Below are 21159 nucleotides of genomic sequence, written 5' to 3'. Positions count from 1 at the left end.
GGCCTCGTCACGCTCGTCGGGCTCGCCGCGGTGGCGACCATCTGGTTCGCCTTCTACGTGGTGTACCGCCTGTTCAACGACTGACCAGGGCCTCGTTGTAGCCTCAACGCGATGACTGCAACGCCGAACGAACCGCAGCCGGGCAGCGGCGACGCCGCAGTGGCCGCTGCGGCGGAACGAGCCAAGATCACTCGGGAGCTCAACGTCCCCGAGTTCGACGACCTCCCCGGCGAGGGCGACACCGCGAACCTGCGGATGGGCCCGTCGCTGGATGACGCCTGCCTGTCGCTGCTGCCGCTGGTCGGCGTGTGGCGCGGTGAGGGCGAGGCCTCGCACCCGTCGCTGGAGGAGACCTACCGGTTCATCCAGCAGGTGACGATCTCCCACGACGGTCGCCCGTTCCTGATCTACGAGTCCCGCGCCTGGAAGCTGGACGGCGAGGGCGGCAACGTCGTCGCGCCGGCGTTCCGCGAGCAGGGCTTCCTGCGCCCGCAGCCGGACGACACGATCGAGTTCCTGCTGACGCACGAGACCGGCGTGACCGAGCTGCTCATCGGCACTCCCCGCAACACCACGACCTGGGAGTTCGGCTCGGACGCGGTCCTGCGCTCCCCGAGCGCCGAGGACGTCACCGCGGCCAGCCGCCTCTACGGAGTAGTCGACGGCGCCCTCGCCTACGTCGAGGAACGAGCCACCTCCGAGCACGAACTCCAGCCCCGCCTCTCAGCCAAGCTCGACCGAGTCGTCGGCTGACACCCGAGAAGGCCGAAGGCCGGGGACAGAAGTCTCGTCAGGCAACCGGCGAAGCCGGTTTCTCAGTACCCCACCTGAGCAACCGGCACCGCCGCGGGTTCTGACACGTCTTCTGGGGAGGACAGCCGACGTGTCGTGTATCGGCATACATAAGCCTCGGATCCCGGAGCCAGAAGGCGTGTCAGGTTCCGCTTCTGGCACCGCCAAGCAAGGTGACCACGGAGTCTTGTCAGTAGACGAAACCCCAGATCACCCGCGCTGAAGCAGCCAGACGGACCACACCGTCAACCTCAATAATTCGACTCATAAAGCCCAGCGATGTCGGTGTGCAGGGCTTCGTCTGCCTTGATCGACGCCCCATCAACCGCCCGCACCTGCGTGATCTTCCGAATGCTGGACGCCAGCCACACCCCATCGGACTCGAACAGAGCCGACACGGGGAAGTTGACGACCTCGGTCTCCCACCCGGCCGCCTCAGCAGCACGGAAGAGAGCCCCCTGCGTCGTCCCCTGGAGAACCCCCGAGGTCGGCGGGGTGGTCAGCAGCTTCCGGCCCTGGGCGAGCACGACGGTCGAGGTCGGCCCTTCCAGCACCACACCGTCGCTCGAGGTGAAGATGACCTCGTCGGCGCCGCGCGATTCGGCTTCGCGGAGGGCGGCCATGTTGACCGCGTAGGACAGGGTCTTGGCCGAGAGCAGCAGCCAGGGGGCGCGCTCCATCAGGTCCGAGGGGTAGCCGCGGTCCAGGGTCACGACCTCGACGCCGTGGTCGCGCTTGCGCTTGGTCTCGGGGCCGACGTCCATGCCCATCGCGAAGCCGTGCGGGGTGCCGTCGCCGCCGTCGATGCCGCGGGTGCAGACGAACTTGAGGCCCATCTCGGGTTCGTCGTCCCACGGCCAGGCGTCGATGACGGCTTGACCTGCGCGTTCCCAGGCCTGGCGGTCCGGCAGCGGCATCTGCATGAGCCGCGCCGAGCGCTCCATGCGGTCCAGGTGCGGGCCGAGCTCGCGCGGTTCGCGGTTGACGACCAGGATCGTCTCGAAGCAGCCGTCGCCCCGCATCACGCCGAGGTCGTCGGCGCGGAACAGCGGTGCCTCGGGGTCGGCGAGGGTCCCGTCCAGAAGTGCCAGTACGCGCATGCCGCGAGCGTAGAGCGTCCAGATCCGGCGCCGCGCCCGGAGGTTACGATCGAAGGGGATTCGCGCCGAGCACAGGAGCGGGCATTGAGCGACCAGGGATCGCTGCGCAGCACCTTGCACCAACGCGGCATGCGCATGACGCCGCAGCGCCAGATGGTGCTCGACGCCGTGCGCGAGCTGGGCCACGCCACGCCCGAGCAGGTGTGCAAGAAGGTGCAGGACACCGCGCCGACGATCAACATCACCACCATCTACCGGGCGCTCGACCTGCTGGAGCAGCTGGGGCTGGTGCGGCACACGCACCTGGGGCACGGCGCGCCGACCTACTCGGCCGAGGAGCACGAGCACGTCCACCTGGCGTGCCACCGCTGCGGGCGGATCGACGAGGTGGCGATCGAGACGATGGACGAGCTGGCGGACAAGCTGCTCCGCGAGCACGGGTTCGCTCTCGACGCCACGCACCTGGCGTTGTCCGGCACCTGCCGGGAATGCCGGAACGCCGACATCGGCTGAACCCGGTGTCGGACGAGCACGTGATTCAAGGAGCGCTGATGGTTTCACCCCTGCTGGATCTGCCGGGCGCGGTGCCCGCGCCGGAGGAGTCGGTGGACGTCGGCGTGCCCTGGCACTTCGGCGACCCGTTCGCCGAGCAGCGCTCGGCGGCGCGTTCGGCGGTGCTGGTGGACCGCTCGCACCGGGAGGTCATCGCGGTGCCGGGCGAGGAGCGGCTGAGCTGGCTGCACCTGGTGCTCTCGCAGCACCTGACGGAGCTGCCGGAGGGGCAGGGCACCGAGGCGCTGGTGCTGGACACGCACGGCCGGGTGGACAGCCACATGATGGTGGCCCACCACGAGGGCGTGGTGTACCTGGACACCGAGGCGGGCGCGGAGGCCACGAGCGCGCTGCCGTCGATCGGCGTGGACGGCAGGCAGACGCTGCTGCAGTACCTGGACGCGATGCGGTTCTGGTCGAAGGTGGAGCCGCGCGACGCGACGTCGGAGTTCGCGGTGCTCACCGCGATCGGTCCGGACGCGGGCGGGATCCTGGCCGGGTTCACCGAGGTGCCGTCGGGGGCGTACGAGGTGCGCGGGCTGCCGGGCGGCGGGTTCGTGCGCAACGTGCCGTTCCGCACCGTGCAGACCTACGACCTGCTGGTGCCGCGCGAGTCGATGGTGGACTGGTGGCTCAAGCTCACCGACGCCGGCATCCGGCCGTCGGGGACGTTGGCGTTCGAGGCGCTGCGCGTGGAGGCGCTGCGGCCGCGGGTGGGTCTGGACACCGACGACCGCGCGATCCCGCACGAGCTGGGCTGGATCCACCTGGCGGCGCACGTCGCGAAGGGCTGCTACCGGGGTCAGGAGACGGTGGCGAAGGTCCACAACGTGGGCAAGCCGCCGCGCCGGATGGTGCTGCTGCACCTGGACGGCTCGGTGGAGGTCTCGCCGGAGACGGGCGATCCGGTGCTGCACGGCGACCGCAAGGTCGGCCGAGTGGGCAGCGTGGTGCAGCACCACGAGCTCGGCCCTGTGGCGCTGGCGCTGCTGAAGCGCTCGGCCCCGGTGGACGCGGAGCTGATGGCGGGCGATCCCGGGGAGGAGCGGTCGGTGGCCGCGGCGGTCGACCCGGACTCGGTCCCGCCGGACACCGGCGAGCCGCCCGGCCGGGTGGCGGCGGAGCGGCTCCGCGGCCGCTGATGAGATTAGGTTCGGTAACGGTCCTCAAGTTCTCCGCGTCAAGTGACGTCGGCATTTGACAGGGCGGGTATGCCTTGAGGCATGCCGATCGCCCGATCAGGGTCGTTGCGACCACTGAGGAACGCTGATCGAACGTTCGGCGTCACACTGTTGTCGTAATGACATCACCCGAAATGTTGGCGAGCTCGACCGAATTGCCGGAGGATGGCCACGTGATCGAAGTCCGCCCGGGTGGACGGCGCCGCATCGACAGGGTCCTGTCCCCGGACTACACCAGTGGCATCGAGCAGCACGCGCTGGGCGAGGTGCGCGCGCTGCGGGACGAGGCCGCCCAGGAGGAGACGGACCTGTCCTACCTGCGCCGGGTGCTGCACGCGCGCATCGACATCGTGCGGGCGGAGCAGCGCAGGCGGCGCGAGGACGGTTCGCGGTCGGTGGTCGAGCAGCTGGTCGCCATCCTGTCCGACAACGCGGTGGGCCCGGCGATGGGCTCGGGCCGCTACCAGACCACGGAGCCCTCGCGCGCGGAAGCGCACCGCAGGCACGTGGAGGCGCTGGTCTCCGACGTGGACCTGTCCGACGTGATGTCGCTGTCCGATGAGAAACTGGACCGGGCGCTGAGCGCCTACACCGCCGAGGAGGACTCGGTGTCGCAGCGCCGCCGCGAGGTCCAGCAGGTCGTGGATCGGCTCAACGCCGAGATCGCCCGCCGCTACCGGGAAGGCGCTGCTTCGGTGGATGACCTTCTGGCTGAGGAGCGAGACCGGCGTTGATCCAACCTGTTCCACTCGTCGAGATCGTCCGAAGTGGACTTCGGGAAGGCCTGCACCACGGCTCGGTGGTGATGATCGATCCGGACGGTGCGCCCCTGCTCTCGCTGGGTGACGCGACCGCTCCGATGTACCCGCGCTCCTCGCTGAAACCCGCCCAGGCGGCCGGGATGCTGCGCTGCGGGCTCGAACTCCCCGCCGCCGACCTGGCCCTGGCGGCCGCGTCGCACAGCGGCGAGGCCGATCACGTGCGCCGCGTCGGCGAGCTGCTGGCCCGCTACTCGCTGACCGAGGACGACCTGCGGTGCCCGCCGGACCTGCCGCTCGGCGCCGAGGCGCGCCGCGGGGTGTCGGTGGAGCGGCGGATCGCGATGAACTGCTCCGGCAAGCACGCCGCGATGCTGGCGACCTGCGTGATCAACGGCTGGTCGACGGCCGACTACCTGGACCCGAAGCACCCGCTGCAGGTCGCGATCGCCGAGACGGTGGTCGAGCTGGCGGGTGAGCCGCTGTCGAACACGGCGGTGGACGGCTGCGGCGCCCCGCTGTTCGCGATCTCGTTGACCGGGCTGGCCCGGGTGTTCCAGCGGCTCGTCGGCACGCCGGTCGGGGACGCGATGCACGAGCACCCGTGGCTGGTCGCGGGCACCGACCGGGAGGACACCCGGCTGATGGGCGCGGTCCCCGGCCTGATCAGCAAGATCGGCGCCGAGGGCGTGTTCGCGTTCGCGCTGCCGGACGGGCACGCGGCCGCGATCAAGATCGCCGACGGCGCCGACCGCCCGCGCCTGCCCATCGCCACCGGCCTGCTCTCCCGCCTCGGCGTCGAGGGCGTCTCCGACCTCGCCGAGATCCCCGTCCTGGGCGGCGGCGAGCCGGTCGGCGCGGTCCGCCTCATCCCCGGCGCCCTGGACTGATCCGCGCGATCTCCACCAAAGGCCAGGTCCCCGATTTCGATGGAAGTCGGGGACCTGGCCTTTGGTGCGTTCGGAATCATTCGCCCCTGAAAGCTTCTCACCAGCAACTCGTTCGCGATACGCTCATATTCCGGAACGGAACTCCCACATCTCGGGATGGTGAGCGATGAGTGCTCAGGACACCTACACGCACGGGCACCACGAGAGCGTGCTGCGGTCGCACCGGTGGCGGACGGCCGAGAACTCCGCCGGCTACCTGCTCGGCGACCTCCGGCCCGGCGTCGAGGTGCTGGACGTGGGCTGCGGGCCGGGGACGATCACCCTGGACTTCGCCGAGCGCGTCGCACCGGGCCGGGTCCTGGGCATCGACAACGTCGAGGACCCGCTGGCGATCTCCCGCGCCGCCGCTGCCGAGCGCGGCGTCGGCAACGTCGAGTTCGAGACCGCCGACGTCTACCGGCTGCCCTACGCCGACGACTCCTTCGACGTCGTGCACGCCCACCAGGTCCTGCAGCACCTCACCGACCCGGTCGCCGCGCTGCGCGAGATGCGCCGGGTGTGCCGGCCGGGCGGCATCGTCGCGGCCCGCGACGCCGACTACGGCGGGATGCGCTGGTCCCCGGACAACCCCGGCCTGGACCGCTGGCTGGAGCTCTACCGCGCGGTCGCGCACCGCAACGAGGCCTTCCCGGACGGCGGCAGGTACCTCAAGACCTGGGCGCTGCGGGCGGGTTTCACCGAGATCGAGTGCACGGCCTCGGCCTGGTGCTACGACACGCCCGAGGAGCGCACCTGGTGGGGCGACCTCTGGGCGGACCGCATCCGCCGCTCCGCCTTCGCCACCCAGGCGATCTCCTACGGCCTGACCACCGCGGACGAGCTCGAATCCCTCGCCACCGCCTGGCACACCTGGCGGGACGCCCCGGAAGGCTGGTTCGCAGTCCTCAACGGAGAAATCCGCTGCCACCCCTGACCCCGCACCCGTCCCGACCCCGGGTGGTGACGGATTACTCCGGTATTCGGTGAACGGATTACGGCGGTATTCCGGGTCCCGAAGGTGCCCCGGGCGTCCGAACACGGATTACCGCCGTAATCGGGTTCCCGATTACCGGAGTAATCCGGGTTCGGACGCGGGTGCGCGTGGAACCGGCGGTGCGAAGACCACGGATCAGAAGACCACGGATCAGTTGTGGTGCTCCCGAGAGGCGAACTCGGACCAGAAGTCCCGGAGCTGCTCGTAGCGGGTGCCTACCTCTTCCGCGTCGTCGGCCTCCATGGCGTCGACGATGGCGTGGACGTCCTCGGCCGAGGTGTCGGCGTCGAGGTCGTCCTGGGTCATGAGCTGCACGAGCCCGCCGTAGTCGAGCTCGACGGCGCTGTGCGGGTGGAACCGCTCCAGCCAGCGCCCGGTCTCCTTGAGGATCCGGGTCGGGCCGTCCTCGCCGATCGACTGCTGCGACACCGAGTGGGCGCGGGCGACGCGGCGGCGGGCGTCGGCCATGGCGACCCGCCAGCAGACCCGGCGCCGCTCGGGTTCGGTGAACACGCAGCGCTCGGTCGGGTCGACGACGACGAACCAGGGCAGCGGGACCGTCCAGGTCGACGACAGCACGTGCACGGCGTCGCCGCCGAGCTCGCTGACCACCGCGCCCGCGCGGGTGCGGGCCTTCTCCACCGACTCCGGCAGGGCCGCCGTGCGCAGCGGGACGTCCGCGTCGCCGAGGAACCCGACCAGGGCCGCGGCTGCGCGCCCGCGCACGTCCAGCGGGCACACCAGCGGCCCGGGGCCGACGGTGGCCGCCGGGGCGGTCGGGACCTCCTTCGGGTCCAGCACGAGGACTCCGCCGACGCCTTGGACCTCGCCGTCCGCGTTCTCACCGGGCAGCAGCCGGGGAGGCGCGGCCAGCTGGCTGCGCAGCCACAGGTGCTGCTCCCACAACCCCGCGTCGAACGGGTCCACGGACCCGCGTTCCACCGCCGCCTCGACTTCCTCGCGCAGCGGTGACTCGAACGACGACAGGGGCTCGTAGACCCTCAGGTAGGCGACGAACGGCTCTGGCACAGCGAGCATGGTGTCATGCCCGCCACTAGGCGCTTCGCCCGACTCGCGACCCCCTCCGGAGCCCGCCGGGAGGGTGATCGGAACGGGCGAGGGGCACATCACCCAAGACACGACCGCCAACTCGCGGCACCACGTCGCGTTCAACCGCCTCGACACGGTACGGTAGTTACAGGAAAAGTTGTCGAGATCATGCGGGGCCGGCTTTCCCCTGTCCGCCCCGCACACCCTGTGCGAGGGGGTCGAGCCATGGGGCGCGGCCGGGCTAAGGCCAAGCAGACGAAGGTGGCCCGCGAGCTTAAGTACAGTTCCCCGTCCATGGACATCGAGGCTCTGCAGCGCGAGCTGTCGACCTCGGAGTCCGGCGAGTGGTCCAGCGAAGACCGCGATGACTCGCACGACGACGGGTACGACGACTACGACTACGGTCGACGTTGACGCACTCCTCCAGCGAGAACAGCGGTTGAACGCTGTTCGTTCGAGGGCGGAGTGCGTCGCTTAGCTCGCAGGACCCACCAGAGCAGCACGAGGTGAATGGCGTCGCCGGTGACGAACCGGCGGCGCCACTCACGTCTGCGACACACCCGGGAAACCGGGACTGGACATGAACGAGCGCCGAGGGGCGGTGCGGGATCAACTCCCGCACCGCCCCTCGTGCTGCGTCGGACCGGACGAGATCGGACCCTCCAACGGGTGATCGTCGGCGTCCCGGGAATCCTCGGCGGCCCTCCTTCGTTGTTCAGGGTGCCGGCGTCGTGCGCGTGCCCCCGGGCTCCAACTATCGCCTGCTTGGAATACCGTCCGGCTGGAGCCTTGCAGTGCCACCCGCCGAGAGGCGGCCCGCACGACCCGGCTCTACTTCTCTTGAGTCGTGGTTACCTTGCTCAGAACGCGAAAAGCCGCAGCACCCGAGGAGAGCGCTGCGGCTTTTCGTTCCCGAAGGGTCAGAAGCGCGGGTGGTTGCCCCGCAGGACGACCCGGTCGTCCTCCTCCGCGCCTTCGACGGTGGACTGCTTGGCGACCTCGCCGAGGACCCAGGCGGGCACGTGGCGGGCGGTGAGCACGGCCAGGGCGCGGTCGACGTCCTCGGCGGTGACCACGGCGACCATGCCGATGCCCATGTTGAAGGTCTTCTCCATCTCGTCGGCCTCGACCCGGCCGCGCTGCGCGATCATCCGGAACACCGGGGCCGGCGTCCAGGTGCCGCGGTCCAGCGTCGCGGTCAGGCCCGCCGGGATGACCCGCGCCAGGTTCTGCGCCAGACCACCGCCGGTGACGTGCGCGAACGTCCGCACCTCCGCCTCGGCGGCCAACGCCAGGCAGTCCTTGGCGTAGATCCGGGTCGGCTCCAGCATCTCCTCGCCGAGGGTGCGGCCGAACTCCTCCACGTGGCCCTCCAGCGGCATCCGCGCCAGGTCCAGCAGCACGTGCCGGGCCAGCGAGTAGCCGTTGGAGTGCAGGCCCGAGGCGCCCATCGCGATGACCACGTCGCCCGGGCGGACCTTGTCCGGGCCCAGCATCCCGTCGGCCTCGACGACGCCCACGCCGGTGGCGGAGATGTCGTACTCGCCGGGCGCCATCATGCCCGGGTGCTCGGCGGTCTCCCCGCCCAGCAGCGCGCAGCCGGCCTGCACGCAGCCCTCGGAGATGCCCTTGACCAGGTCGGCGATCCGGTCCGGGACGACCTGGCCGACGGCGATGTAGTCCTGCAGGAACAGCGGCTCGGCCCCGGCCACCACGAGGTCGTCGACGACCATCGCGACCAGGTCGATGCCGACCGTGTCGTGCTTGTCCATCGCCTGCGCGACGGCCAGCTTGGTGCCCACGCCGTCGGTGGACGAGGCCAGCACGGGCTCCTTCCAGCGATCGAGCTTGAGCTGGAACAGGCCCGCGAACCCGCCGAGGGAGCCGAGCACCTCCGGCCGGGTCGCGCGCTCCGCCCAGGGGCGGATCTTCTCCACCGCCTCGTCACCGGCCTCGATGCTCACTCCCGCCGCGGCGTAGGTGGCCTTCGGGCTTTCGGATGGGGCAGACCCTGCGATCAGGTCTTCGGACACGACTGGCTCCACATCTAGTGCGATTTGCGATTCGCCGGACGCGCAATCCTGGCACGGCCAACGCTACGCGGCGACGGCGAGGTCAGGGCCGTTGCAGCGCGTCTTCCGCGCCGTAACCGCTGGGCAGCACGGGCTCGGCCGGTCCAGCCACGCCGCGCTCGTTGCCGAGGCCTTCCAGCAGGTACTTGCCGATCCGCGCGTCGTCGGGCAGCGGGATCGGGTACTCGCCGTCGAAGCACGCCGCGCACAGCCGGGTGCGGGGCTGCTCGGTGGCGGCGATCAGACCGTCCAGCGAGACGTACCCGAGGCTGTCGGCGCCGATCGAGCGGCGCACGCCGTCGTCGTCGAGGCCGTTGGCGACCAGCTCCGCGCGGGAGGCGAAGTCGATGCCGTAGAAGCACGGCCACTTCACCGGCGGCGAGGCGATCCGCACGTGCACCTCGACGGCCCCGGCCTCGCGCAGCATCCGCACCAGCGCGCGCTGGGTGTTGCCGCGCACGATGGAGTCGTCGACCACGACGAGCCGCTTGCCGCGGATGACCTCGCGCAGCGGGTTGAGCTTGAGCCGGATGCCGAGCTGGCGGATCGTCTGCGAGGGCTGGATGAACGTCCGGCCCACGTAGGAGTTCTTCACCAGGCCGTTGCCGTACGGGATGCCGGAGGCCTGGGCGTAGCCGACCGCGGCCGGGGTGCCCGACTCGGGGACCGGGATGACCAGGTCCGCGTCGACCGGGTGCTCCTTGGCCAGGCGGCGGCCGATCTCGACGCGGGTGCCGTGCACCGTGCGGCCGGAGATGGTGGTGTCCGGGCGGGCCAGGTAGACGTACTCGAAGACGCAGCCCTTGGGCTTGGGGCTGGCGAAGGACTGCGAGCGCAGCCCGTCGGCGTCGATGGCCAGCAGCTCACCGGGCTCGACCTCGCGGACGAACGAGGCGCCGACGATGTCCAGCGCCGCGGTCTCGCTGGCCACGACCCAGCCGCGTTCGAGGCGGCCCAGCACCAGCGGCCGCACCCCCTGCGGGTCGCGCACCGCGTAGAGGGTGTCCTCGTCGCAGAAGACCATCGAGAACGCGCCGGAGACCGTGGGGAACAGCTCCATCGCGGCCTGCTCCAGGCCGATGTCAGCGGCCTTGGCCGCGAGCATCCCGGTGACCAGGTCGGAGTCGCTGGTGGCGCGGTCGCAGCCGTTGGCCGGGGACGACAGGTTGCCGCCGTCGAGCCGGGTGCCGGTCTCGCTCGCGCGGTCCATCAGCTCGGCGGTGTTGACCAGGTTGCCGTTGTGGCCGAGCGCGAGGCCGCTGCCCGCACCGGTGGTGCGGAAGGTCGGCTGGGCGTTCTCCCAGGACCCGCCGCCGGTCGTGGAGTAGCGGCAGTGGCCCACCGCGACGTGGCCGTGCAGCGAGGCGAGCGTCTGCTCGGTGAACACCTGGCTGACCAGGCCCAGATCCTTGTAGACGACCACCTGGGACCCGTCGCCGACGGCGATGCCGGCGGCTTCCTGGCCTCGGTGCTGGAGGGCGTAGAGCCCGTAGAAGGAGAGCTTGGCGACTTCTTCGCCAGGGGCCCACACGCCGAAGACACCGCATTCTTCGCGGGGGATGTCCCGCTCTACGGCTTCGGCCGAGGTGTCGAAAGTCGGGAAGGGAAGGTCCGTTGTCGTGCTGGCGTTAGCCGGACGGTCGGTGACCACCGAGAACTCCCTGGAGGACGGAGCCGGAGTTACACCTCAGTGTAAGACGCCCGAAACCTGGGCGAACCCCACCTGAAGCGTGTTCGCCATCTCATCACCGCACGTAGCGTCCGATCACCGCTTCAGCCCTGGTCCACCCGGACGAGGGGCAGCCACTGGGAGACGTCGGAGCGCGAGCCCGACGCGCTCAGCAGGCCTTCCTCGACGGCATCGGACCAGGTCAGGTGCCCGGTGGCGAGCCGAAGCCAGGTCCGCGGATCGGTCTCGACGACGTTCGGCGGGGTCCCCCGCGTGTGCCGGGGCCCCTCGACGCACTGGACGGCGGCGAACGGCGGGACCCGCACCTCGACGCTGTTGCCGGGCGCGATCTGCTCCAGGGTCCGCAGGCTCAGGCGCACGGCCTTGGCGAGCTCGGGCCTGGCGGGGCGCCGCTCGGCGTCGTCGAGCCAGTCGCGGACGGCGGCGACCGCCGCGCGCATCTCCCCGGGGTCCACCGCACCGCGCTTCGCCATGAGCGGAAGTCTAGTCGTGACGGTTTTAGCCATAATTAACCGGACAAACGGGACTTCGATCATGGTCAATGATGGCTAAAACCGTCCGGTGCTCACGGCCGTCGGCAACGCGAGACCGAGGCGCGACCAGGGGAAGGCCGACCGTGCGCCTCGGAGCCGGTGCTCAGATGTGCAGAACCGGGACCGAGGCGCCTGATCGATTCACCTGCGAGACGCGACCGACCGGCCTCACAGCCAGCCGAGCTTGACCGCCTGCATCCCGGCCTGGAACCGCGTCTCGACACCCAGCCGCGCGATCAGCTCCCGCACCCTGCGGTGCGCGGTGCGAGCGCTGAAGCCCATCAGCCGGCCGATGGTGTCGTCGGTGGCGCCCGAGGCCAGCAGCGACAGGATCCACCGCTCCTCCTCGGTGGGCCGCAGCTCGTTGCCGTCGAGGTCCTGGTTGGCCGTGAACGGCGCCGCGTAGCGCCACAGGTCCTCGAAGATGCGGGCGATCGCCGCCAGCATCGCCGAGCTGCGCACCACCACCGCGCTCTCCACCGAGGTCTCGGTGACCGTGAGCGGCAGCAGCGCGATCTCGTTGTCCACCATGATCAGCTTGGTGGGCGCCACGTGGATCACCCGCGCCTGCTCGCCCATCGCGACGAGCTTGGTGGTGATGTCCAGCTGCGGCGGCCGAGCCAGCGCCGAGCGGTCGTAGAGCACCTGGTAGCGCACGCCCTCGGCGAGCTTGCGCGACTCCAGCGAATCCAGCGTTCCGGTCTGGGCGTACGGCGGCTTGGCCACGCCCTGGACCAGGTGCGTGGCACCGGCCTGGAGCTCGTAGGCGGCCCAGCCGACCCGCTTGGCCCCGTGCACCACCTGCAGCACTCCGCCGCTGCCCGCCTGCGCCTTGGCCGCTCGGGTGACCGAGGCGACCTGCGCCTGCACGGCGCGCTGGCTGAGCTGCTCCGGTGCGGGCGGCTCCCCGCCCGGAGGTTCCGCGACCTCGGTCGACGCCTTGGTCAGTTCCTCGGTGTATCCGGGTAACACGGCACATCCCTCCTCGATGTGCCCCGGCGGCACCTGCCCGACGTCGTCGCGCGGGCACCGCAATGGACACTGAGCTCCCCCTGCTTCTGGCAACGTATCCACCGGGAACCTCCGCCGGAACCGACTTTCGCCGGACATCTCGGGCGATGAGGCCATGTGGCCCGATCAGCGGAGTCCCGGAACCCCCGAAAGCAGCAGCGCCGATGCAGTGCGGGCCCTCCCTGAAGCGCTCAGGAAGGGCCCGCGACGGCGCTCTACCGCATCACGCGATCACAGGTCGCCGATCTGCAGCAGGTCGGCGAGGGTGCCCTGCGGGGCTCCCTGGATGACGCCGGTCGAGGCCTGACCCTGCAGGCCCTTGATGACGTCGGCCGGAGCGGTACCCGGGTTGGCGGCCAGGAACAGCGCGCCGACGCCGGCCACGTGCGGGCTGGCCATCGAGGTGCCGCTCATCGCCTCGGTGCCACCACCGGGGACGGTGGAGACGATGTCCACGCCGGGGGCGTAGCCCTCGACGGTCTCGCCGAAGTTGGTGAACTCGGCGGAGGTGTCGGTGTTGTCCGACGCGGCCGTGGTGAACACGCCCTCGGCGCTGGCCGGGGACACCTGCGAGGCGTCCTGCGACTCGTTGCCCGCGGCGACCGCGAGGAACACGCCGCTGTTGACCAGGTTGGTCGCGGCCTCGTCGAGGGCCGGGTCCTTCGGACCGCCCAGCGACATGTTGGCCACGGCGTTCTCGTCGTGGTTCTGGGCGACCCAGTCGATGCCGCCGACGACGGACTCGGTGGTGCCCTGACCCTGGTCGTCCAGGACCCGGACGCCGACGAGCTTGACGCCCGGCGCCACGCCGTAGGTGTTCGAGCCGATGGTGCCGGCGACGTGCGTGCCGTGGCCCTGCTTGTCGATGCCGTCGCCACCGGTGGCGTCGAAGCCGACCGAGGCGCGACCGCCGAAGTCGGGGTGGTTGGGCGAGATGCCGGTGTCGATGATGTAGGCGGTGACGCCTTCACCGTTGCCTGCCGGGCTGTAGTTGTCGTCCAGCGGCAGCTGCGGCTGGTCCAGGCGGTCCAGGCCCCACGAGCCGGCGGCGGCCGGCTTGACGTTCGGCTCGACCTCCATGTGGTAGCTCTGCGAGATGTTCTGGACCTTGTCGCTGGCGCGGACCTTGTTGAGCTGGTCCTGCGTCAGCTTCGCGGAGAAGCCGTTGATGGACTTGGTGTAGGTGTGCCGGGCCTGAACGCCCAGCTCCTCGGCGACGCCCTGCGGGGCGATGCCGTCCTTGAGGTTGACGATGTAGACGTCCGCGGTGTCCCGCGACTGAGCCTGCGGGTGCAGGGTCAGCGGGGCCAGGTCGACCTGCGGCTGTGCGCCGGCGGGAGCTCCGGCGAACACGAGCGCCGCCGCGGCAACCCCTGCCCCGGTGCCGAAGAGCAGCTTCCTCATGCGTTCCCCTCCTTCAAACGGTTCCGCTCGGGTGGGGCCGAGCGGAGGTGTTTCAGAGCGGAACGTAACCAGCGAGTGCACTCGTATGGGCGACGTTGGCGATTTTGCGCCACACAATCGGACGTTGGGGTTAACGCATTCCCAATGAACCCGGTCCTACCGGGAATGAGCAGCTGAAACCGGCTCGCGCGCAAGGGGCCGAACGGCACGGCGATCGCCGGATTTCCCAGTTGTTACCCGCAAGTAGAGGTAACAGTCCGTACTCAATATAACGACGGGGGTGGACCCTCTAGCGGGTGGCCGCTACCCAGCGCCGCAACCGCAGGCGCACCGACTCGACGTACTCGTCGGACTGCTCGGACTCGTCCTCGGGCTCCACGCCGTAGGTCATCCCGTAGTACCGGTACAGCGCCCGCTCCGTCGCCAGCGGCAGATCGCCCTGCTCCAGGTCGACGTGCGGCGCCAGGCGCACCGCCTCCTTGCCGACCGAGACCGTCAGCGTGTCGCCGTCGAACGCGGCGCCGTCGAGCGGCACGAAGCTCTCGTTGGTGCCGAACAGGCCGGTTTGGACCGTGATCCAGGCGGGTTGCTCGGTGTCGTCGTCGATGAACAGCTGACCCACGATGCCGATGCGCTGCCCGGCCGGGTCGAAGACCTCGCACCCGAACATGCGCAACGCTTCCCGCTGACCGATCATCGAGCACCCCTCCCCGAAAGCCCCGGGAATCAAGTCTCCCCCTTCAGCAGGCGAGACGGCACCTCAAAACGGCGGACTGACCTCTTCGGACCACGCCGCGCCGAGAATGGGACCCTTCAACGGGAGCGCTCGGCAGATGCGGGGCGTGTTCTTTGTCCAGCTGAGCAACGGAGTCTCGAACCCCATGACCGAACCGACGCCGCCGATCACCGACGAGATGCGCGCGCACGCCAAGGAGAACCCGAACACCTGGCTGTACATCGCGGATCCCGGCTACGCGCAGGACGAGGACGGCGACATGCCGCCGGAGGGCGTCGTGGGTGCCTACCGCATCGACGAGAACGGCGAGATCGACGAGGAGTTCCAGTTCAACGAGCAGTACGTCCCCTCGGACCTGATGCTGCACCGGCCGGAACCCACCAACGACCTGGAGCGCGTCCTCGACGAGATCGCCGACGGCGAGCGCCCGGAGGACGACCTGCCGCGCGCCGTCCTCGCCGGTGAGGTCATGCTCTACGCGCCGTCCGCCGAGGACCGCAACGTCTACACCGCCGAGATGTCCGACGGCACCACGCTCGTCCCGGCCTGCACCTCGTCCTCCCGGGTCCCGGAGGACTGGCCGGGCTACCGCACCGTCCCGGGCTCCTGGCTGCCCGACGTCCTCGGCGGCTACGACCTCGGCCTCAACCTCCACGAGGCCGTGCAGGCCGTCATCCCCAACGGCGTGCTGGCGCGATTCGCCGAAGAGCCGGGAGAATAGGGCTGCTCAGCTTGCTCGGCGGCGCCGGCTGCCAGGGTGGTGGAGGAGAAGCCGGCTTCGCCGGTTACCGGTGAAACTCGTTCGACGGATGGCCGGTCGCCCCGATCGAACCTAGGGTCGACGGGGTGACCGGGCCCGGATTGATCGAGGACTACGCGCTGCTGTCCGACCTCCGGACAGCGGCTCTGGTCGGCCGGAGCGGTTCGCTCGACTGGCTGTGCCTGCCGCGCTTCGACTCGCCCTCCTGCTTCTCGCGGCTGCTGGGCGGCAACGGCGACGGGTACTGGTCGATCGCGCCGACCGAACCGGTGCGCGAGGTGAGCCGCCGCTACCGGGACACCACGCTGGTGCTGGAGACCGAGTTCCGCACCGACTCGGGCGTGCTGCGGCTGATCGACTTCATGCCGCCGCACGAGATGAACGAGAGCGGCGAGCCGTGCGTGATGCGGATCGTCGAAGGCGTCTCCGGCGAAGTCCCGTTCCAGCTCGACTGGGTGCTGCGCTTCGACTACGCCGACTCGGTGCCGTGGGTGCGCCGGGTCCGGGCCACCGAGCCGGTGCTCGACGAGCACGTCCTGGCGATCGCCGGACCGCACACCGTCGTGCTGCGCGGCGACGCACTGCCCGAGCGGGTCGAGGGCGAGCGCGCCCACCGCTACACCGGCACCATCTCCGCCGGTCAGCGCCTGTGCTGGACGATGCAGTGGGCGTCCGACCACGGCCGGACGCCCGCGCCGCTGGACCCCGGGCAGGAACTGCTGGAGTGCGAGGGGTTCTGGCGCGACTGGTCCGGCAAGATCGCCTACGACGGGCCGCACCCGGAGGCCGTGCGCCGGTCCCTGACCACCCTCAAGGCGCTGACCTACGCGCCGACCGGCGGCATCGTCGCCGCCCCCACCACCTCGCTGCCGGAAGCCGTTGGCGGCGACCGCAACTGGGACTACCGCTACTGCTGGCTGCGGGACGCGACGCTGGTGCTGCTCGCCCTCGACGAGTTCGGCTGCACCTCCGAGGCCGCGGCGTGGCGCAGCTGGCTGGTCCGCGCCGTCGCCGGCGACCCCGCCGACCTGCAGATCATGTACGGCGTCGGCGGCGAGCGGCACCTGGTCGAGTGGGAGCTGGACTGGCTCGCCGGGTACCGGGGCGCGAGCCCGGTGCGGGTCGGCAACGCCGCCTACCGGCAGACCCAGCTCGACGTCTACGGCGAGGTGATGGACGCCCTGCACCTGGCCCGGGAGCGCGGGCTCGCCGAGAGCGAGCAGTCCTGGGAGGTGCAGCGCGGCATGCTCACCCACCTGGAGCGGATCTGGCGGGAGCCGGATCGCGGCCTGTGGGAGGTGCGCGGCCCCGACCGGCACTTCACGCACTCGCAGGTGATGGTGTGGGTCGCGTTCGACCGCGCGGTCCGCGCCGCCGAGGAGGACGGGCTGCCCGGGCCCGTGGACCGCTGGCGGGAGCTGCGCGATCAGGTCCGCGAGGAGGTGCTGCGCGAGGCGTGGAACCCGGATCTGGGCGCGTTCACCCAGTTCTACGGCGGCACCGCGCTCGACGCCGCGGTCCTGCTGCTGCCCTCGGTCGGGTTCCTGCCCGGCACCGACGAGCGGATGCGCAGCACCGTCGAGGTGATCCAGCGCGAGCTGCAGCACGGCGTGCTGGTCGACCGCTACACCACCACCGAGCAGCCGAACGAGGTCGACGGCCTGACCGGGCAGGAGGGCTCGTTCCTGGCCTGCTCGTTCTGGATGGTCGACGCCCTGGCCTACTGCGGCCGGCGCGACGAGGCGGTCCGGATGTTCGACGAACTCGTCGGCATGGCCAACGACGTGGGTCTCTACGCCGAGGAGTTCAACGGCGAAACCGGTTGCTTCGCGGGCAACTTCCCGCAGGCCTTCAGCCACCTCGCCCTGGTCAACTCGGCCGCGGTCCTCTTCGGAGGCCGCACCCGGGAGCAGAAGTCCCGACGCAACGGGAAGTGACGTCGACTCCCGGGGTGGGGAAGTTTTCATGAAAACTTCCCCGACCTCGGGCCCCCACCAAGTCGAAGTTTTCATGAAAACTTCGCCCCTCCCACGCCCACGGCGCCTCCCGCGGCGTTCGTGGGGAGAGGGAAGTTTTCATGAAAACTTCCCCACCCCACGAGACGTGGTGAGGGGTCGTCCCAGGGGTGGGACGTCGGTCATTCGAGGTGGGAGGCGATGTAGCCGGTGACCGTCTCGGGGTCCCCGGGTTTGGCCCAGAGGTAGCCCTGGCCGGTCTCGCAACCGATCTCGGCCATCCTGCGGGCCTGCGCCTGGGTCTCGACGCCTTCGGCGGTGACCGTCAGCCCCAGGGTGTGGGCGAGGTCGACGAGGGTGCCGACGATGCGGGCGTCGACGGGGTCGGCGCGCTCGGCGTCGCGCAGGCCCTCCATGAAGGACCCGGCGATCTTGAGCTCGTGCACCGGCAGGTGCCGCAGGTAGGCGAGGTTGGAGTAGCCGGTGCCGAAGTCGTCGATGGCGATCCGCACGCCCATCCGGGACAGCGCCCGCAGCTTGTCCAGCGGCTCGTCGGCGGTCGACATGATCGCGCTCTCGGTCAGCTCCAGCTGCAGCCGGTGCGGGGCGAGCCCGGTCTCCTCCAGGATCTCGGCGACGTCCTGGACCAGGTTCGGGTCGCGGGACTGCCGGACCGCGAGGTTGACGCTGACGAACGGGGCCTCGTCGCCGAACCGGTCCTGCCACCGCTTGGCCTGCTCGCACGCCTTGCGCAGCACCCACCGGCCCAGCGGGACGATCAGCCCGGTCTCCTCGGCGAGCCCGATGAACTTGTCCGGCCCGAGTCTGCCCAGGTCGGGGTGGCCCCACCGGACCAGGGCCTCGACGCCGACGACGGAGCTGTCGCGCAGCCCGATCAGCGGCTGGTAGTCGACGTAGAACTCCTCGCGCTCCAGCGCGGCCGGCATCGACGCCGCCAGGCGCAGCCGGGCGACCTCGTTGGCGTTGCGCTCCGGGTCGAACTGGGCCGAGCGGGCCTTGCCGTCGGACTTCGCCCAGTACAGGGTCACGTCGGCGTCGCGCATCAGCTCGGCCGCGGTCTGCCCGGCGATCTCGCGCTCGACGATGCCGATGCTGGCCGAGACGGTCAGCTCGTGGCCGTCGATGCGGATCGGCTCGTCGATGGCGTCCAGCACCCGGTCGGCGACCTCCACGGCCTGCTCGGTCCCGGCGGAGTTCTGCAGCAGGATGACGAACTCGTCGCCGCCCATCCGCGCGACCAGCCGGTCATCGCCCTGCACCGTCGCCGCCAGCCGCTCGGCGACGGTGACCAGCAGGTCGTCGCCGACGTGGTGACCGAGGCTGTCGTTGATGACCTTGAACCCGTCGAGGTCCATGTAGCACAGCGCGACCCGGTCCTCCGGTCCGTGCCGCTGCAGCACCGACTCCAGCCGGTCGAGGAACAGCGCGCGGTTCGGCAGCGCGGTGAGCGGATCGTGCATCGCCTGGTAGCGGAGGCGTTCCTGCAGCTCGCGGCGGTCGGTGACGTCCTCGATCAGCGCCACCTGGTACAGCGGCTTGCCGTCCTCGTCGCGGATCAGGGACACGAACAGCTCGGTCCACACGGTCTTGCCGCTGGGCCGCGAGAACTGCTTCTCCACCCGGAACTGCTCGCGCTCGCCGCGCAGCAGCTCCTCGTAGAGCTCCCAGGTCCGGTCCGGGTCGGCCGGGTGCACCATGTCGGCGACCTGCATCCGGCGGATGTCGTCGGCGGAGCGGCCGAGGATGCGCGCCAGCGAGCCGTTGACCTCCAGGATCCGTCCCTCGGTGTCGGCGATGCCGATGCCGATGGCCGCTTCGGAGAAGATCGCGCGGAAGCGGGCCTCGCTGGTGCGCAGCGCGAGCTCGACCGCGTCGCGGGCGTCGAGCACGGCCTGCCGGATGGCCTCCTGCTCGTCGAGCGTGCGCTTGCGCGCGGCCTGCACGAACCCCGAGCACAGCGCGGCCTGCAGCGCGGCGACCCGGCCGCGCCACACGGGGTCGTCGCCGAGGTGCAGCACGTCGAGGATCTCGCCGCCGATGAGCTCGACGGTGCGCGCCAGCGATTCGGCGCTGGTGAAGTGCACGCCGACGAGGTCGACGCCCACCGCCCGCGCGGGCGAGGCGTCGAACGGCTCACCGATCAGCGCGTCGACCAGCCGGTCGGTGTAGCCCTGCAGACGGCCTTCGACCTCGGCGCTGGTCATCGGGACGTAGCTGGTCCCCATCAACGCCTGAGCCCAGACCGCGGCGAAACGTCGTCGGTCGGTTCGGTTCACCTTGGCGGCCACCTCGTGAGCGCTGGGCACCGGCGCGGTCCAGCCAGTCATGCCTGGGCGCCCTCCACTCGTCGTCCTAGCCCGGGCCGTTTCTCGTCGGAGCATACGACCGGATGAGCCTGGCGGTCGAACATCACGTACGGCACGCGGAGCAACCGTCACACCGATGTCGGGCGGCCATCCGCGCGACCCACGCGCACAGCACCGCTACCGTCCGCGATCGCATTCACCGCGCAGCGGTGGCGGAGTTCGGTCCCCCAACTCTTAGACGCTCAACCCACCCCAAGAGGTTGCGCTGGCAACTCCTCGCCAAAACCCCTGTTCGGGTGCCCCGCAGAGGTACGGATTGAGCCGATCCGGTCAAAAGCTAACACAGCATCTTCCGCCCTCGGAAAACATTCGCGACACTTTCGGGGCACGATGCGTAGCCACCCGACACGGCCCACGACCACCCGTGATGCGAGGCGACGATGACGGCACGCTGTCGATCAGCCCTGGTAGCGATGTTCGCGGTGGCCTGCGCGGTGATCACCGCCCCCGCCCAGGCGAGCCCGGCGATCACCGACGAGGACAACGCGACGCTGGGGTCGCAGATCCGCAAGTTCGAACCGCTCGACCCGCTGCCGCTGCCGGAGCTCGACCCGCTGCTCAGCGTGCCCGGCATGGACGTCGCCAGCTACCAGGGCAACGTGGACTGGCCGGCCTGGTACGGGCAGGGCAAGCGGTTCGCCTACGTCAAGGCCACCGAGTCCACCAGCTACACCAACCCCTACTTCGGGCAGCAGTACACCGGCTCCTACGACGTCGGGATGATCCGCGGCGCCTACCACTTCGCGATCCCCAATGCCTCCAGCGGCGCCGACCAGGCGCACTACTTCGTCGACCACGGCGGCGGCTGGTCCGCCGACGGCCGCACCCTGCCCGGCGCGCTCGACGTGGAGTACAACCCGTACGGGCAGACCTGCTACGACATGAGCGGCGAGGCGCTCACCGGGTGGATCAAGGACTTCAGCGACACCTACCGCGCCCGCACCGGCCGCTACCCGGTCATCTACACCAGCACCAACTGGTGGACCCAGTGCGGCGTCGGCAACTTCGCCACCACCAACCCGCTCTGGATCGCCCGCTACGCGGACACCCCCGGCGCCCTCCCGACCGGCTGGCTGTACTGGACCTTCTGGCAGCACACCTCGGACCCGCTGGACCAGAACCACTTCAACGGCCCGATGTCCGCCCTCCAAGCCCTCGCCCACGGCTGACCCCGGCCTCGGGGTGACCCGATTACGCCGGTAATCGGCACGCGGAATACCGCCGTAATCGGGTCCCCGAATACCGGAGTAATCCG

Annotated in this window: 19 protein-coding genes; 10 read left to right on the top strand and 9 right to left on the bottom strand. The window is 70.4% G+C overall.

Features of this window, described 5'->3' with window-relative positions:
* Positions 1-111 precede the first annotated feature (111 nt).
* The gene (locus BM424_RS19440) at positions 112-753 is read left to right on the top strand and encodes a heme-binding beta-barrel domain-containing protein (RefSeq protein WP_093419997.1); all 642 of its coding nucleotides are present in this window, start codon (positions 112-114) and stop codon (positions 751-753) included.
* A 290-nt stretch (positions 754-1043) separates the two neighbouring features.
* Here BM424_RS19440 and BM424_RS19435 read toward each other — a convergent pair whose 3' ends face one another.
* Positions 1044-1892 (bottom strand): aminodeoxychorismate lyase, encoded by an 849-nt coding sequence (locus BM424_RS19435; protein ID WP_093419994.1) that lies wholly within the window; start codon positions 1890-1892, stop codon positions 1044-1046.
* Positions 1893-1976: 84 nt separating this feature from the next.
* Between BM424_RS19435 and BM424_RS19430 the strand changes: the two genes are divergently transcribed.
* The 5 genes from BM424_RS19430 to BM424_RS19410 all read left to right on the top strand — a co-directional run bounded on the left by BM424_RS19430 (position 1977) and on the right by BM424_RS19410 (position 6246).
* Entirely contained in the window at positions 1977-2405 is a 429-nt protein-coding gene (locus tag BM424_RS19430; RefSeq protein WP_245775969.1) for a Fur family transcriptional regulator, read from the top strand.
* Between the two features lie 38 nt (positions 2406-2443).
* The gene (gene ygfZ, locus BM424_RS19425) at positions 2444-3586 is read left to right on the top strand and encodes a CAF17-like 4Fe-4S cluster assembly/insertion protein YgfZ (protein ID WP_175548166.1); all 1143 of its coding nucleotides are present in this window, start codon (positions 2444-2446) and stop codon (positions 3584-3586) included.
* A 212-nt stretch (positions 3587-3798) separates the two neighbouring features.
* Positions 3799-4359 carry an RsiG family protein gene (locus tag BM424_RS19420; protein ID WP_093419992.1) on the top strand — a complete coding sequence of 187 codons (561 nt, stop codon included), beginning with the start codon at positions 3799-3801 and terminating at the stop codon, positions 4357-4359.
* On the top strand, positions 4356-5273 hold the full coding sequence (locus tag BM424_RS19415; RefSeq protein ID WP_093419989.1) for an asparaginase: 918 nt from the start codon (positions 4356-4358) through the stop codon (positions 5271-5273). The genes BM424_RS19420 and BM424_RS19415 overlap by 4 nt, the downstream gene beginning before the upstream one ends.
* Before the next feature lie 166 nt (positions 5274-5439).
* On the top strand, positions 5440-6246 hold the full coding sequence (locus tag BM424_RS19410) for a methyltransferase domain-containing protein (protein ID WP_093419986.1): 807 nt from the start codon (positions 5440-5442) through the stop codon (positions 6244-6246).
* A gap of 210 nt (positions 6247-6456) precedes the next feature.
* Here BM424_RS19410 and BM424_RS19405 read toward each other — a convergent pair whose 3' ends face one another.
* Entirely contained in the window at positions 6457-7335 is an 879-nt protein-coding gene (locus tag BM424_RS19405; RefSeq protein WP_093419984.1) for a DUF8083 family protein, read from the bottom strand.
* A gap of 246 nt (positions 7336-7581) precedes the next feature.
* Here BM424_RS19405 and BM424_RS19400 point away from each other — a divergent pair, with 246 nt between their 5' ends.
* On the top strand, positions 7582-7770 hold the full coding sequence (locus BM424_RS19400; RefSeq protein WP_093419982.1) for a DUF3073 domain-containing protein: 189 nt from the start codon (positions 7582-7584) through the stop codon (positions 7768-7770).
* Positions 7771-8276: 506 nt separating this feature from the next.
* Here BM424_RS19400 and purM read toward each other — a convergent pair.
* From purM to BM424_RS19370, 6 genes are all read right to left on the bottom strand, one after another.
* Positions 8277-9389, bottom strand: coding sequence for a phosphoribosylformylglycinamidine cyclo-ligase (purM, locus tag BM424_RS19395; protein ID WP_093419980.1), 1113 nt, complete (start codon positions 9387-9389; stop codon positions 8277-8279).
* 82 nt (positions 9390-9471) lie between these two features.
* On the bottom strand, positions 9472-11079 hold the full coding sequence (gene purF, locus BM424_RS19390; RefSeq protein WP_425442035.1) for an amidophosphoribosyltransferase: 1608 nt from the start codon (positions 11077-11079) through the stop codon (positions 9472-9474).
* A gap of 122 nt (positions 11080-11201) precedes the next feature.
* A complete protein-coding gene (locus tag BM424_RS19385; protein ID WP_093419978.1) occupies positions 11202-11591 on the bottom strand; it encodes a sterol carrier family protein in 390 nt (129 codons plus the stop codon).
* A gap of 228 nt (positions 11592-11819) precedes the next feature.
* A complete protein-coding gene (locus tag BM424_RS19380; RefSeq protein ID WP_093419975.1) occupies positions 11820-12623 on the bottom strand; it encodes a helix-turn-helix domain-containing protein in 804 nt (267 codons plus the stop codon).
* A gap of 270 nt (positions 12624-12893) precedes the next feature.
* A complete protein-coding gene (locus BM424_RS19375; RefSeq protein ID WP_093419973.1) occupies positions 12894-14066 on the bottom strand; it encodes a S8 family peptidase in 1173 nt (390 codons plus the stop codon).
* Between the two features lie 289 nt (positions 14067-14355).
* Entirely contained in the window at positions 14356-14763 is a 408-nt protein-coding gene (locus tag BM424_RS19370; RefSeq protein WP_093419970.1) for a PRC-barrel domain-containing protein, read from the bottom strand.
* A 184-nt stretch (positions 14764-14947) separates the two neighbouring features.
* Here BM424_RS19370 and BM424_RS19365 point away from each other — a divergent pair, with 184 nt between their 5' ends.
* Together BM424_RS19365 and BM424_RS19360 are read left to right on the top strand one after the other, a co-directional pair.
* Positions 14948-15523, top strand: a complete 576-nt coding sequence (locus BM424_RS19365) for a type VII secretion system-associated protein (RefSeq protein WP_093419968.1) — start codon at positions 14948-14950, stop codon at positions 15521-15523.
* A gap of 125 nt (positions 15524-15648) precedes the next feature.
* Positions 15649-17499, top strand: a complete 1851-nt coding sequence (locus tag BM424_RS19360) for a glycoside hydrolase family 15 protein (protein WP_245775968.1) — start codon at positions 15649-15651, stop codon at positions 17497-17499.
* 200 nt (positions 17500-17699) lie between these two features.
* On the opposite strand, the gene BM424_RS19355 is transcribed toward BM424_RS19360, so the two are convergent.
* Entirely contained in the window at positions 17700-19865 is a 2166-nt protein-coding gene (locus BM424_RS19355; protein WP_175548165.1) for a putative bifunctional diguanylate cyclase/phosphodiesterase, read from the bottom strand.
* Between the two features lie 452 nt (positions 19866-20317).
* On the opposite strand from BM424_RS19355, the gene BM424_RS19350 reads away from it, so the two are divergent.
* Positions 20318-21073, top strand: a complete 756-nt coding sequence (locus BM424_RS19350; RefSeq protein ID WP_245775967.1) for a lysozyme — start codon at positions 20318-20320, stop codon at positions 21071-21073.
* The last annotated feature ends 86 nt before the right edge of the window (positions 21074-21159 follow it).

Source organism: Saccharopolyspora flava (assembly GCF_900116135.1).
Classification (GTDB): domain Bacteria; phylum Actinomycetota; class Actinomycetes; order Mycobacteriales; family Pseudonocardiaceae; genus Saccharopolyspora; species Saccharopolyspora flava.
The sequence above is the reverse complement of the archived record's forward strand: the minus strand, read 5'-3'. Positions and strand labels throughout refer to the sequence as shown.